Annotated in this window: 12 protein-coding genes and 1 pseudogene; 3 read left to right on the top strand and 10 right to left on the bottom strand. The window is 73.6% G+C overall.

Features of this window, described 5'->3' with window-relative positions; all coding sequences use genetic code 11:
- Nucleotides 1-116: 116 nt before the first annotated feature.
- Together ACFQRF_RS02055 and ACFQRF_RS02050 are read right to left on the bottom strand one after the other, a co-directional pair.
- Entirely contained in the window at nucleotides 117-962 is an 846-nt protein-coding gene (locus ACFQRF_RS02055) for an ABC transporter permease (protein WP_379868302.1), read from the bottom strand.
- Between the two features lie 52 nt (nucleotides 963-1,014).
- Entirely contained in the window at nucleotides 1,015-2,004 is a 990-nt protein-coding gene (locus ACFQRF_RS02050) for an ABC transporter ATP-binding protein (protein WP_379868300.1), read from the bottom strand.
- A gap of 650 nt (nucleotides 2,005-2,654) precedes the next feature.
- Between ACFQRF_RS02050 and ACFQRF_RS02045 the strand changes: the two genes are divergently transcribed.
- Nucleotides 2,655-3,275, top strand: coding sequence for an SdpA family antimicrobial peptide system protein (locus ACFQRF_RS02045; RefSeq protein ID WP_379868298.1), 621 nt, complete (start codon nucleotides 2,655-2,657; stop codon nucleotides 3,273-3,275).
- Between the two features lie 4 nt (nucleotides 3,276-3,279).
- Nucleotides 3,280-4,164: pseudogene (locus tag ACFQRF_RS02040) on the top strand (sporulation-delaying protein SdpB family protein); the annotation flags it as partial.
- Nucleotides 4,165-4,215: 51 nt separating this feature from the next.
- Here the strand turns inward: ACFQRF_RS02040 and ACFQRF_RS02035 are convergent.
- From ACFQRF_RS02035 to ACFQRF_RS02020, 4 genes are read right to left on the bottom strand one after another with little or no spacing between them, the layout of a single operon-like run.
- Entirely contained in the window at nucleotides 4,216-5,046 is an 831-nt protein-coding gene (locus ACFQRF_RS02035) for an ABC transporter permease (RefSeq protein ID WP_379868297.1), read from the bottom strand.
- Nucleotides 5,043-5,897: an ABC transporter permease gene (locus ACFQRF_RS02030; protein WP_379868296.1), complete on the bottom strand. Its 855-nt coding sequence runs from the start codon at nucleotides 5,895-5,897 to the stop codon at nucleotides 5,043-5,045. Before ACFQRF_RS02030 ends, ACFQRF_RS02035 begins: the two co-directional genes overlap by 4 nt.
- 5 nt (nucleotides 5,898-5,902) lie before the next feature.
- Nucleotides 5,903-7,168, bottom strand: coding sequence for a polyamine ABC transporter substrate-binding protein (locus ACFQRF_RS02025; protein WP_379868295.1), 1,266 nt, complete (start codon nucleotides 7,166-7,168; stop codon nucleotides 5,903-5,905).
- Nucleotides 7,168-8,361 (bottom strand): ABC transporter ATP-binding protein, encoded by a 1,194-nt coding sequence (locus tag ACFQRF_RS02020; RefSeq protein WP_379868293.1) that lies wholly within the window; start codon nucleotides 8,359-8,361, stop codon nucleotides 7,168-7,170. The genes ACFQRF_RS02025 and ACFQRF_RS02020 overlap by 1 nt, the downstream gene beginning before the upstream one ends.
- Nucleotides 8,362-8,726: 365 nt before the next feature.
- Here ACFQRF_RS02020 and ACFQRF_RS02015 point away from each other — a divergent pair, with 365 nt between their 5' ends.
- Complete coding sequence (locus ACFQRF_RS02015; RefSeq protein WP_379868292.1) at nucleotides 8,727-9,254, top strand: LPXTG cell wall anchor domain-containing protein; 528 nt, start codon at nucleotides 8,727-8,729, stop codon at nucleotides 9,252-9,254.
- An 81-nt stretch (nucleotides 9,255-9,335) separates the two neighbouring features.
- Here the strand turns inward: ACFQRF_RS02015 and ACFQRF_RS02010 are convergent, their stop codons facing one another.
- The 4 genes from ACFQRF_RS02010 to ACFQRF_RS01995 form a co-directional block, all read right to left on the bottom strand.
- Complete coding sequence (locus tag ACFQRF_RS02010) at nucleotides 9,336-10,109, bottom strand: SDR family NAD(P)-dependent oxidoreductase (RefSeq protein WP_379868290.1); 774 nt, start codon at nucleotides 10,107-10,109, stop codon at nucleotides 9,336-9,338.
- 105 nt (nucleotides 10,110-10,214) lie between these two features.
- Nucleotides 10,215-10,988, bottom strand: a complete 774-nt coding sequence (locus tag ACFQRF_RS02005; protein WP_379869003.1) for an ATP-binding cassette domain-containing protein — start codon at nucleotides 10,986-10,988, stop codon at nucleotides 10,215-10,217.
- 23 nt (nucleotides 10,989-11,011) lie between these two features.
- Nucleotides 11,012-12,451: an ABC transporter permease gene (locus tag ACFQRF_RS02000; protein ID WP_379868288.1), complete on the bottom strand. Its 1,440-nt coding sequence runs from the start codon at nucleotides 12,449-12,451 to the stop codon at nucleotides 11,012-11,014.
- Nucleotides 12,451-13,446 carry a substrate-binding domain-containing protein gene (locus tag ACFQRF_RS01995; protein ID WP_379868287.1) on the bottom strand — a complete coding sequence of 332 codons (996 nt, stop codon included), beginning with the start codon at nucleotides 13,444-13,446 and terminating at the stop codon, nucleotides 12,451-12,453. Before ACFQRF_RS01995 ends, ACFQRF_RS02000 begins: the two co-directional genes overlap by 1 nt.
- Nucleotide 13,447: the final 1 nt, after the last annotated feature.

The raw sequence follows: 13,447 nt of genomic DNA, 5'->3' as shown, positions 1-13,447 counted from the left end.
TCGTCCTCCTCTGTTCCGCGAGGCCAGCGTAACGGCGCCGGCGGCGGGCCGCCCCCGGGTGGTCCGCCGCCGGCCGCCGTCGGCGCCGTCCGGTCGCTGCTCCGGCCCCGCTCCGGCTACTTCGCCCGGCGCGGGTCCCACCGCACGAAGCGGAGCAGCACGATCGAGAGGGCGGTCCAGGCGAGCAGGACCGCCAGCCCGGGCGCGGCGATCAGCCACAGGTCGATGCCGGTGGCGACGGCGCCGTCCGCCCCGGCGACGAAGTCCCGGCCGAAGTAGGCGCTGCGCGCGAGGTCGACCGCCGGTGCCATCGGCAGCAGCCCCGTGATCGTGAGCGCCCAGCCCGGCAGCAGCTCCGCCGGAAGGTAGAGCCCGCTGACCGCAAGCAGGCCGAAGAACGGGATCATGCTGATCATCTGCGCGCTCTCGGCATTTCGGGCGACGCTCGACAGGACCGCGCCCAGCAGCGACATGGTCACGGTGACGAGCACGATGGACGCGACCAGCAGCACCGGATCCGCCGGCAGGGTGCCGAACAGCGCGGCGGTGACCGCGATGACGGCCGCCGACTGGACGGCGACCACGCCGAGCACGGAGAGCGTCGTCGCGCCGAACAGCGCCGCCGGGGCGACACCGCTGAGCCGGAAGCGTTTCAGGATCATGGACTCACGGCGGGCCGCGTAGACGTTGGACACGTGCACGATCCCGACCGTCACGGCGAGCATCGGGAACGCCCCGCCCAGGAAGTAGGCGCCGGCGTCGACCCCGGGCCGGATCTCGCCGCCCTCGGTGATGAACGCCGGCAGCAGGAAGGCCACCGGCAGCAGCGCCACGTACAGCGCCATGCGGTAACGGTAGAAGAGCACGAACTCGGTGCGGGTGAGCCGCAGGGTCTGACGGACCGTCCCGGCCAGTGGGCGGATGGCCCGGCGGGCGGCCGGTGCGGCGGCGGGGGCTGTCATGCGGAGTCCTCGGTGGTGTGGCGGTCGGGGGCGGCGGCGCGCTGTGGGCGTCTCAGGCGGGGACGGGTTCGGGGGCGGTCTCGTCGGCCACGCCGAGGAAGACCTCCTCCAGCGAGGCCCCGCGCAGTTCCAGACGGTCCAGGGAGACGGCGCGGCCGTCGGCCCAGCTCAGCAGGGCGGCCATGGCGCGGTGCGCGCGGTCCGCCGCGGAGACGCCGCCGACCGTGTAGACCGCCCACGGCACCGCGTCACGCACCTCCACGGTCACGGTGGCGCCCGGCAGCTCCGGCAGGTCCTCGGTGCGCACGTCGGCCGGCAGCCGGAACCTGATCCGGTCGCCCCACCCGTCCAGAACCTCGTCCAGCGTGCCGGTGACCCGGATCCGGCCATGGTGCATGATGGCCAGCCGGTCGGCGAGCCGCTCCGCCTCCTCCAGGTAGTGCGTGGTGAGCAGCACCGCCGCGCCCTCGGCGACGAGCCGGGAGACGACCTTCCAGGTGCCGCGGCGGGCCTCAGGGTCCATGCCGGTGGTGGGCTCGTCGAGGAACAGCACCCGGGGACGGGACAGCACCGCCAGCGCGAGGTCGAGCCGCCGGCGCTGCCCACCCGAGAGCGCCCGGACGGCGACACCGGCCCGGTCGGCGAGGTCGACCATGTCCAGCACTTCGGCCCGGTCCCGCGGGTCCGTGGCGAGATCGCGGGCGAGGTCGACCGTTTCCGCGACGGTCAGCTCGCCGAAGACCCCGCTGTGCTGCAGGACGCCGTTCACGCGGCCACGAAGTGCGACGGCCTCGCGGTGCGGCTCGCGGCCGAGGACCCGCACCGTACCGGCGGCGGGGCGGCGGAACCCCTCCAGCGTCTCGATCGTCGTCGTCTTTCCGGCGCCATTGGTCCCGAGCAGCGCGAACAGTTCGCCGGGGGCGACGTCGAAGGAGATTCCGCGGACGGCCTCGAAGTCGCCGTAGCTCTGCCGGAGATCGCGGACGCTGATGGCGGGGCCGCGGACGCCCGCGGGTCCGGGGGCGGAGGGTGCCGTGCTCATGGCGTCCAGCCTCCGGGACGGCGGGGCCCGGCGGTAGCCGCCGATGTCACCGGACGGCCGTGAGTTGTCAGGACCGGGACCATGACATCTGTCATCCGGGGCCGCGCACCCGGCGTGGCGGTTCGGTGCGGAGCCCGCCCGTCCAGCACCTCGTGCCCGATTCCGCGCTGCGACAGGACGGGCGCCGAGCGTGTCGCCCGGTTCGCCGCACATGCCACACTGAGCGGGACGGCGACGCCCGCAGTAGGGGACACGGGACGGCCCGGAACGGCTGCCTGCCTGGCGCGCACCTCGCGCACCCGGTTCGGGGATGTCCGGCCGCGTGGTACCGCTGTCGACGTTGACCTTCGAACTGGACGGGGGGCGGCTGTGGCCGCAGGTCGCCGACTGGGAACGGGCCGTCAACGCCGTGGTGCACTTCTCCGGAGCCTTCGAACCGCCGGACGGCGCGATGCCGTTCGCGGGGGGCGGCACGGCCACCGCCCGATCCCTCCGGTGCGCCGAAGGGACGGCAGCGCACCATGGGCGGTCCGCACGGTGCGGCGACGAGGCCGTCCTTCCCTGGCCGGAAGGCGCCCACCGTGGCGAACCGGCGGACGTGCCCGGCCGGGTCGTTCGGACGCACGGCTACCCGGCGGGAGCCCCGCCCGGTGACCGCGCGACCGCGTGTCGGCGCACACCCGGACGCCGACGAGACGTGCCCGGTGCCCTCTCCCGGTGTCCGGCGGGTCTTCACCGGCGGCGTGCTGGTGGTGGGCGGGCTGGTCCTGCTGACGCTGCTCGCCGCGGTACCGTCCAACGCGCTGTTCGCCCGCGACGGTTCGGATCCGCTCCGCGCGCTGCGGGACCTCGCGCCCCAGGAGTGGGCCTTCTTCACCGGAAGTCCGCGTGGGCCCGTGCTCCTCGTCTACCAGCAGGTGGACGGCGCATGGCGGCAGGTCTCGGCCTCCTCCGCCGGGGAGCCCGGCCGGATGTTCGGGCTGGACCGCACGGCGCGCACCGAGCGGACCGAGATCGCGGCGCTGGCGCGTCAGGCCGAGGACGTGTCGTGGACGGAATGTGCCCGCGCTCCGGTCACCGACTGCCTGCCCGACGTGCCGGCACCGGCCGCCTCCGTCACGGCCCACGGCACCCGGCCACGGTTCTGCGGGGCGGTGGCGTTGGTCCGCTGGGAGCCGGTTCCGTGGGCGCGGGCGCGGACCGCCGAGGAGACGCCGTCGAGCGTGAAGATCCTGCACGTCCGCTGCTCGGAGCCGCCACGACAGGGGTGAGGGGATGACGACACCGGATCCGGACGCCGCCCGGACCGCGGGTCCGCTCGCGCGGTGGCGGGACGAGCGGATCCGCCACCTGCTCCGCTACTCGCCGCACACCGCGGTGACGGGTGTCGCGCGCACGCTGCTGGCGCTCGGCAGCGCCCTGAGCATCGCGGCAACCCCGGTCGCGCATCTCTTCTTCAGCACCGCGGAGCGCCCCGACGGCCGGATCTGCGACGGGCTCGCCGGCACGGTGGGGCTGTTCTGCGTGGTCCCGGCCGACCGGCTGGAGTGGGCGCGCTGGGTCTGCGTGGCCGTGCTGTTGCTGGCCGCCTCCGGGTGGCGGCCGCGCCTGACCGCGCTGCCGCACTGGTGGGTGGCGTTCTCGTTCGCCTCGTCCAGCACCGCCATGGACGGCGGCGACAATGTGGCCGCCGTCCTCACCCTGGCGCTGCTGCCGGTGTGCCTCACCGATCCGCGCCGCTGGCACTGGCAGGCGGCACCGGCACCGCGCGCGGTGCCGCCCGCCGCCCGGGTGGCCGCCCATCTGGGGCTGGTGCCGGTCTGGGGGCAGACGTGCGTGATCTACCTCCAGTCCGCCGTCACCAAGCTCGACGTGCCGGAGTGGCGGGACGGCTCGGCCGTCTGGTACTGGGTGGTGTCCCCGCCGTTCGGCGCGCCGGGCTACCTGCGCGAACCGGCGGGGTGGCTGCTGACCGCCGGCCCGGTGGTCCTCACCGCCACTTGGGGCACCCTCGCGGTGGAGTTCCTGCTGGCCTGCTGCCTGTTCGCCCGCGTCTCGTGGCGGCGGGCCGCGCTGCCGATCGGCCTGGCGCTGCACTCCGTGATCGCCGTGCTGCTGGGCCTGCCGGGCTTCTCGCTCGTCATGGCCGGGGCGCTCGTCCTCTACCTGGTCCGCCCCGGCGACCCGCAGCCCCGATGGCTGCCGCGCGGGTCAGCGCCGGCGGCGGGCCGGCAGGGAGCCTCCGTGGCGAGTGAACGGGAGGAGCACGTTCCCGACGGCGAGCAGCACGCCGGCCACGAACACGACCGTGCCCATCACGTTCACCTGGGGCGGGACCCCGGCCCGGGTCGCCCCCCACACCCACAGGGGGAAGGTCGTCACGTCACCGCGGACGAACGAGGTGATGACGAAGTCGTCCACCGACAGGGCCAGCGCGAGCAGGCCGCCGGCGGTGACGGCCGGGAGTAGCGCGGGGAGGGTGACCAGCCGGAAGGTGGTCCACGGCCCGGCGCCGAGGTCGCGGGCCGCCTCCTCCAACCGGGGGTCGAGCGTCATCACGCGCACCCGGACGGTCACGGCCACGTAGGAGACGGTGAACGCGACGTGCGCGACGACGACCGTCGCGAAGCCGGTGGCGATGTTCAGGGTGAGGAACAGCGACAGCAGCGCGGCGCCGATCACCACCTCGGGGGCGCAGATCGCCAGGAACAGCACCAGATCGGTGGCGCCCCGGCCACGGAACCGGTGCCGGCCCAGCGCGAGACCGAGCAGTCCGCCGACCACACCGGAGATCACCATCGTCAGCGCCCCGACCGCCGCGGTGGCGAGCAGTGCGGTGGTCAGGTCGGGGTAGTCGAACACCCGCCCGTACCAGCGCAGCGTGAAGCCTTGCCAGGTGACGTTCTGCCGGCCGGTGATGTCGTTGAAGCCGAACAGCACCACGAAGCCCACCGGGGTGAACAGCCAGCACAGCACCGCCCAGGTGAGGTACCTGCCCCAGTCGGGGGTGCGCCGGTGGCGCCGGGGCGCGCGGCCGCTCATCGCACCCGCTCCCCGGTGACGCGCCCGATTCCGGCCGTCAGGGCGTAGCCGAGGACGCCGAGCAGCAGCAGCGCCATGAGGATGAAGGTGAGCGCGGCGGCGGTCGGGTAGGCGTTGTTGACCAGGTACTGGGTCTGGATCACGTTGCCGATCATCGTGGTGCGGGTGCCACCGAGCAGTGCGGCGGTGACGTAGTCGGAGCTGGCCGGCACGAAGGTCATCAGGACGCCGGCCGAGACGCCGGGCAGCGAGTACGGCAGCACGATGCGCAGGAACGCGGCCGCCGGTCCCGCGTACAGGTCGCGGGCCGCCTCGACCAGCCCACGGTCCAGCCGCTCCAGGACCGCGTAGATCGGCAGCACCATGAACGGCAGGTGGCTGCAGGCGAGGCCGAGCACCACCGCGGGCGCGCTGTTGAGCACCCCCGCGCCGGCCGGGAGGAGGCCGGCGTCCTTGAGCGCGCCGAGCACGAGGCCGTCGTCGGCGAGCAGGAACTGCCAGGCCACCGTCCGCAGCACGAACGGCACGAAGAACGGCAGTACGAGCAGCAGCAGGTACCCGCCCCTGGCCCGCCCGCCGCGCCGGGCGATCCAGTACGCAACGGGATAGCCGAGCGCCAGGCACAACGCGGTCGCCGCGCCGCCGTAGCACAGCGAGCGCAGCAACTGCTCCGGGTAGCGTCGCACCGCTTCGGCGTAGGTGGCGAAATGGAAGGTCTGCCGGAAGCCGTGCACCAGGTCGCCGGTCATGAGGGAGACCGAGAGCATGCCGCACAGCGGGGCCACGAAGAACGCGGCGAGCCACAGCCAGGCCGGCAGCGCCAGCAGGTAGGGAACGACTCGGGACCGCACGCCCGCTACCCCTGGGTGATCGCGAGGAAGCGCTCGCTGAACGCCTGGTCCTCACCGGGGGGCGGCACCACGTAGGAGTGCAGCCGGGCGCGGTCGTCCGCGGACGGGAACACGAGCGGGCTGCCGGCGAGCTCGGCCAGTCGCGCCGCCTCGGCGCCGCTCGCCTGCTCGGCCCGCTCCTGGATGAGCTCCCGCGCCTCGGGCACCGGCGACACGTAGGCGATGTACTCGGTGAGGTCCGCGGCGATGTCCGGCTCGTACAGGAAGTCCATCAGCATGAGGGCGTCCAGTGGGTTCTCCGCGGTGATCGGGATCATCATGTTGTCCGTCCAGATCGTCGCGCCCTCGTCCGGGATCACGAACCTCAGCCGGGTGCCCTCCTCCAGGTTCTGCTGGAAGACGTCCCCGGACCACGCCATCGACAGCAGAACGTCGCCGTTGGTGAGCGGCCGCAGGTAGTCCTGCTCGTAGTAGCCGCGCACGATTCCGGCGTCGCGCTGGGCACGGAGCCGCTCGGCCGCGGCGTCCCAGTCGGCGGGCGTCGACTCGGCGGGCGCGACCCCGTTGAGCAGCAGCGCGAAGTTGGCGATCTCGGGGGCATCGCGCATCATGCCGACCCTGCCGCGGAAGGCGGGGTCCCACAGGTCGGCGATGGCGGTGATCTCGCGGCCGACGCGTTCGGGGTCGTAGGCGATGCCGGTGATGCCCGACGCGTAGGGCAGGCAGTAGGCGTTTCCGGGGTCGTAGGGCGCGTGCCGGTGGGCGTCCGCGCCGTGCGCCGCGAAGGCCGGCAGCAGGTCGTGGTCGAGCGGGGCGAGGTAGCCGAGCCGCAGTAGGGTGCTGAGTTCGCGGTCGTTGGTGAGCACCATCAGGTCGCAGCCCACGGAGTCGCCGGCGGCGAGCCGGGGCTGGATCTGCCCGAAGTAGGAGGGCGAGTCCTGGATGGGCTCCCGGTAGTCGACCTCGATGCCGGTGCGGTCGCTGAATCGGCGCAGCGGGGTGCGGTCCGGGTCCATGTACAGCGGCCAGTTGGCGAACGTGAGGCGCCCGTTGCTCCGCTTGTCCGCCCAGAAGGCGTCCGGGTCGACGGCGGGCCGCTCCCGGGCGGGGATGCCGCACCCGGCCAGTGCGGCGGCGCTCGACAGCGCGGCCGCCCCGGCGAGGGCGAGAGCGCCGCGCCGGCCGATCCGGGCGCGGGTCAGGCCTCGGGCCGACCCGGCCGGGAGCGGCGCCGCGCGGCCGGGTGCCGGCGCGGTGGGGCGGACCGCCATCACGGACGTCCGAGCACGTGGGCGTGCCGGGGCGGCCAGGCGAGCCACACTTCGTCGCCCCGGGCGGGGGAACCCGGTTCCGTGCGCTCCGTTCCCGCCGCGGGGACTCCGGCGTTCTGCCGGTGCACGACGAGTTCCGTCGCGCCCCCGGTACCGGCGACCACAACGGTGTACTGGGTGACCGGCCCCTGGTAGACGGTGTCGCGCACCGTCCCACGGAGGCGGTCGGCGGCGGTGTCCGGCTCGACGGCGCTGATCCGGATCTTCTCCGGGCGGACCGTGAGATCCACCCGCGTGCCGGGCGCGGCGGTGGTGGCCGCCCGCACTTGCGGGCCGCCGTCGAGGCCGACCAGGGCGTAGCCGTCGGCGTCCGCGGCGGCGCGCACCGTGCCGGTGAGCAGGTTCGCGGCGCCGACGAACCCGGCCACGAAGCGGTCGGCCGGCCGTTCGTAGACCTCGGCGGGGGCACCGGTCTGCCGCAGTTCTCCGTCGGCCATGACGGCGAGGCGGTCGGCCATGGCGAGCGCCTCGCCCTGGTCATGGGTGACGTGCACGAACGTGACCCCGACCTCGCGCTGGACCCGCTTGAGTTCCGCGCGCATCGTGTGCCGGAGCACCGGGTCGAGCGCGCCGAGCGGTTCGTCCAGGAGCAGCGCGCCGGGCCGGTTGACGAGGGCGCGGGCGAGCGCCACCCGCTGCTGCTGGCCGCCGGAGAGCCGGGCGGGCCGCCGGTCCGCGGCGCCGGTGAGTTCGACGAGATCGAGGATGTCGCCGACCCGGCGCCGGATCTCGGCGGTGGGCACCCTGCGGCGGCGCAGCCCGAACGCGACGTTGTCGGCGACGGTCATGTGCGGGAACAGCGCGTAGTTCTGGAAGACCGTGTTGACGTCGCGGCGGTTCGGCGGCACGCCGGTGACGTCCCGGCCGGCCAGGCGCACGGTGCCGGCCGTCGGCTCCTCGAATCCGGCGATCAGCCGCAGGGTCGTGGTCTTGCCGCACCCGGACGGGCCGAGCAGCGCGAAGTACTCGCCGGGCGTGACGGCGAGGTCGAGGCTCCGCACCGCGGTGACGGCCCGGCGGCCCGTGCGGTAGGTCTTGGCGACGTGCTCCAGCGCGATCGCGGGGGCGCCGTCCGCGTCCCGGCCGGGGTCCGGCGGCCGGGTGCGCGGCGACCGCTCGGTGGTGCTCGCCATGGCCTGCCCGCCCCTGTGTCCGTGTCGCGTCCCTGCACGCCAGACCGTAGCGCACCGCGGTGATCTTCCGTTCCGCAGGCGCCGGCCGGCACCCTTCGGCGAGATGTCGGATGCGACAGGAACCTGTGGATAGTCCGTGATGCCCCGCTGTGACATGCCGTGGGGCGACACGCAACACGCCGTGCAGCATGCCCGAATCGCCCCGCCATATACGGGAACCGGATGCGACGCACACATCCGGGGCGGATATCCCGGAAATCGGGTACGGCACGTGTTTCACTGATTACGCACCGGAGTCCGTTCTTCGTGGTACGGCTCCGGACCAGGACAACGCCGATGTGGCGTTCGCCCACTAGGAGGGGAAATTGCAGAAACTTGCATTCGGGATGACCGTGGGTGGGATCACCGCTGCGCTGCTCATTCCCAGCACGTCGATCGCCTGGGCAGCGGACGCGGCCATCGGCGACCGGCCCGAAAGTGACGTCGTCCGGCTCGACAACATCGCTCTGGTCTCCGAGGAGGAGTTCGCCGAGGAGGAGGGCGAAGGCGAGTTCGCCGAGGAGGAGGGCTTCGAGGACGGCTTCGGCTTCGAGGAAGAGGGCTTCGAAGAGGAGGAAGGCGAGGAGGGCTTCCTCGACTGCGCCGAAGGCATCAACTGCTTCGGCGAGGAGGAAGAGGTCGGCGGCATCGGCGGTGGTGCCGGCGGTGGTGCCGGCGGCGGCGGCGGTGGTGGCGGCGGCGAGGAGGAGGAAGTCGGTGGTGGGGAGCAGGCTCTGCCCGTCACCGGCGCTCCGGTGGAGGCGCTCGCCGCCATGGCCGCCGGTACGGCGGTGCTCGGCGGCGGCCTGATGCTGATCATGCGCCGGCGCCGCGACGCGGCGGGCGAGCTCTGACGGCCGCAGCCCATCACACCGCGCGGGCGGGACGACGAGGTCGTTCCGCCCGTGCGGGCGTTCTCCGGGGGTGTCGCCGGGCTACTTCGGCGGCATGCGCAGCCCGCCGTCGATGCGGACGACCTCGGCGTTGAGGTAACCGATCTCGATGAGCGCGCGCACCAGCCGGGCGAACTCCGCGGGCGTGCCGAGCCGCTTGGGGAACGGGACGGGCGCGGCCAGCCGCTCCTTGAAGGCGTCGGCCTCGGCGCCCTGGCCGTAGATGGGGGTGTCCAGAATGCCGGGCGCCACGGTGTTGACCCGCACGCCGACGGCGGCGAGGTCCCGGGCGGCCGGGACCGTCATGCCGATGATCCCGCCCTTGGAAGCGGAGTAGGCGATCTGGCCGATCTGCCCCTCGATTCCGGCGAGCGACGCGGTGTTGACGATGGCGCCGCGCTCGCCGTCCTCGTTGGCCGGTTCGGTGCGCGCCATGGCGGCGGCCGCCAGCCGCAGCACGTTGAAGGTGCCGATCAGGTTGACGTCGATGATCCTGCGGTAGGCGGCGAGATCGTGCGGCGTGCCCTCACGGTCGACCGTGCGGGCGGCCCAGGCGATACCGGCGCAGGAGACCGCCGCCCGCAGCGGCCGGCCGGTCTCCTCTGCGGCCCGCACCGCCGCCGCCACCTGTTCCTCGTCGGCGACGTCGGTCCGCACGAACACGCCGCCGACCTCCGCGGCGAGCGCGTCGCCGCGCTCGGCGTTGAGGTCGGCGACGACCACGGTCGCACCCGCCGCCGCCAGTTCCCGGACGGTGGCCTCACCCAGTCCACTCGCGCCGCCGGAGACCAGGGCGGCCGCTCCATTCAGCTCCATGCGCGGCACTCTACCGACCGGCCGGTCGGCCGACCAGAACCGCGTTCGGTTCCCCGGCGGCCCGAACCGGCCGCGGACCCGCCGATGCGCGCCACGCCGCGGCCGTCACCCGCGGTCGAGCTCGTGGGCCAGCTCCTCCAGCTCCGATCCGCCCGCCATGAGCCGGGTGAGCTCGGCGCGGTCGATCTCGTCCCTGCGGTACTCACCGAGGCTGCGCCCCCGGTTGAGCAGCAGGAACCGGTCGCCCACCGGATAGGCGTGGTGCGGGTTGTGGGTGATGAACACGACGCCGAGACCGAGTTGGCGGGCCCGCGCGACGTAGCGGAGCACCACCCCGGCCTGCTTGACCCCGAGTGCGGCGGTCGGCTCGTCCAGGATGAGCACCCGCGCGCCCAGGTACACGGCGCGGGCGATGGCCACCGACTGCCGCTCGCCGCCGGAGAGCGTGCCCACGGGCTGGTCCACGTCGCGCAGGTCGATGCCCATCCGCAGCAACTCGGCGCGGGTGGTGGCACGCATCGCCGCGACGTCCAGCCGGCGCAGCGGCCCGCGCCCCCGGGTCAGCTCGGAGCCGAGGAAGAAGTTCCGCCAGATCGGCATCAGCGACACCATCGCGAGATCCTGGTGCACGGTGGCGATTCCGGCGTCCAGTGCCTCGCGCGGCCCGCCGAACGAGGTGGGCACGCCGTCGACGAGAAGTTCCCCGCCGTCATGCCGGTGCACACCGGACAGGATCTTTATCAGGGTGGACTTGCCGGCCCCGTTGTCGCCCAGCACGCAGGTGACCCGCCCGGCCTCGACGGTGGTGCTGACGCCGGTGAGCGCGGGGACGTTGCCGTAGAACTTCCCGATGTCGCGCGCCGCCACGATGGGAACCATGCCCGCCGCCGTTGTCCCCGTGGTCACTGGGGGTCACCGCCTTCCGCCGGGTCGTGCTTCTGGTCGCGCTCCCCGGCTCGCTCCCCTCCACCGCCAGCGCTATCAGGCCTACGGCCATCGACGCCGACGGCTCCGGACGCTCCCCGGCTCGCCGCTCCATGCCTATGGTCGCGCTCCCCGGCTCGCTCCCCTCCACCGCCGGCGCTATCAGGCCTACGGCCATCGACGCCGACGGCTCCGGACGCTCCCCGGCTCGCCGCTCCATGCCTATGGTCGCGCTCCCCGGCTCGCTCCCCTCCACCGCCGGCGCTATCAGGCCTACGGCCATCGACGCCGACGGCTCCGGACGCTCCCCGGCTCGCCGCTCCGTGCCTATGGCCGTTCTCCGGTTCCGTGTGCTTCGTGCTCGCCGCTCCGGCGGTCTCGGCCCGTCGGCGGACGTAGGTGTTGACGACCACGGCCGCCAGGAGCATCGCGCCGAGGAACGCCCGCAGCCAATTGTTGTCCCACCCGGCGAACACGATGCCCTGGTAGGCCATGCCGTAGATGAGCGCCCCGAGCGCGCCGCCGAGGGCGGAGCCCACTCCGCCGGTGAGCAGGCAGCCGCCCACCACGGCGCAGATGATGTACACGAACTCCACGCCCACCCCGGTGGACGCCTGCACGGTGGTGGTGCCGAACAGCGACAGCATCCCGACCAGCCACCCGGCGAACGCCGTCGTCATGAACAGGCCGATCTTGGTGCGCACCACCGGGACGCCGGTCTGCCGGGCGCTGCGGGCGTCGCCGCCCACCGCGAAGATCCAGTTGCCCACGCGGGTGCGCAGCAGCACCCACGTGCACAGGGCGGTGAACAGCACCCACCACAGGATCGGGACGTCGAGCATGGCCGGCCCGACCGCCATGCTGGAGCCGAACAGCCAGCGCGCGTCCCAGAACCCGGGCACCTGGGTCATGCCCTGCACCGCGACCTGGCCGGTGACGGCCTTCGTGACCGCGAGGTTGAGTCCCTGCAGGATGAAGAAGGTGCCGAGCGTGACGATGAAGCTGGGCAGGCCCGTGCGCGTCACCATGAGCCCGTTGAGGAAGCCGACGGCGAGCGCCGCGACCAGCGAGACCAGCACGGCGACCCACACGTTCACCCCGGCGTGCGTGGCGAGCACGCCGGTGAGCAGGCCGGTGGAGCCGACCATGACGCCGGTGGACAGGTCGAACTCGCCGCCGATCATCAGCATCGAAACGGCGACCGCCATGATGCCGAACAGCGCCGCGGACTCCAGCCAGGAGGCCACGCCGCGGGGGGTGAGGAAGGCGTCGGTGGCCAGCGAGAAGAACACGAACACGGCGAGCGCCGCGACGAGGGCGCCGACCTCGGGGCGGCGCAGCACCCGGACCCGCAGCGGGGCCCGGGGAACGGTGCCGGCCGCGGCGGGCGTGCGGGGGGCGGGGGGCGCCTCGGTCATCAGCGGGTCCCCCGTTCCGCGTACTGGCCGACCTGGTCGGCGTTCTCGGCGGTGATGAACGCGGGGCCGGAGTAGACGGGCTGCCCGCCGCCGACGTCGTTGCCGTTGCGGACCTTCAGCCCCATCAGGGTCACCCCGACGTAGCCCTGCGCGTACGGCTGCTGGTCGATGGCGAACAGCATGTCGCCGGCCTCGACCGCGTCGATGATGTCGGCCGACACGTCGAAGGTGGCGAGGCCGGCGCCGGAGCCGGCGTCGCGGATCGCGCCGAGTGCGCTGGTGGCGACGGCGGGGTTGAGGGTGAGCACGCCGTCCACGGAGTCGTCGGACATCAGCTTGTTCTGGATGGTGGTGCGCGCGTCGGCGGTGTTGGAGATGTCCACCTGGATGTTCTCCACCGTGCCGCCGAACCCCTCGGCGGCGCCGGCGCACCGCTCCTCCTGCGTCACGCTGCCGGCCTCGTGGATGACGCACAGCACGTGCTCCATCCCGGCCTCCCGCAGCCGCTCGCCGGCCTGCTCGCCCGCCATGTGCTCGCTCTGGCCGACGTGGGTGACGGCCCCGTACTCGGCCGATTCCGCCATGCCGGAGTTGATGGTGATGACGGGGATGCCGGCCGCCACCGCGCTCTCCACGCTGGCCCGCACGCCTTCGGGGTTGGCCATGGAGACGACCAGGCCGTCGACGCCCTGCGCCACGGCGTTGTCGATCAACTGGCTCTGCTGAGTGGGGTCGCCGTCCCCGGCGTAGTTCACGGTGATGTTCTGCTGCCGGCCCGCCTCCTCGGCGCCGCTCTTCACCACGTCCCAGAAGATGTCGCCGGGGCGGCTGTGGCTGATCACCGCGACGGTGATCGGCGCGTCCACCGGCTGGACCGGTGCCGCGTCGCTCACCGCCGTGCCGTCAGCCGGCCGCCCGTTGGTGCAGCCGGCGAGCAGCAGCAGCCCTCCGGCCAGCAGCGCCGCGGACCGGCGCCGTCTTCGCTGCAGTCCCATC

This window comes from Marinactinospora rubrisoli, assembly GCF_042664915.1.
GTDB lineage: Bacteria > Actinomycetota > Actinomycetes > Streptosporangiales > Streptosporangiaceae > Marinitenerispora > Marinitenerispora rubrisoli.
The sequence above is the reverse complement of the archived record's forward strand: the minus strand, read 5'-3'. Positions and strand labels throughout refer to the sequence as shown.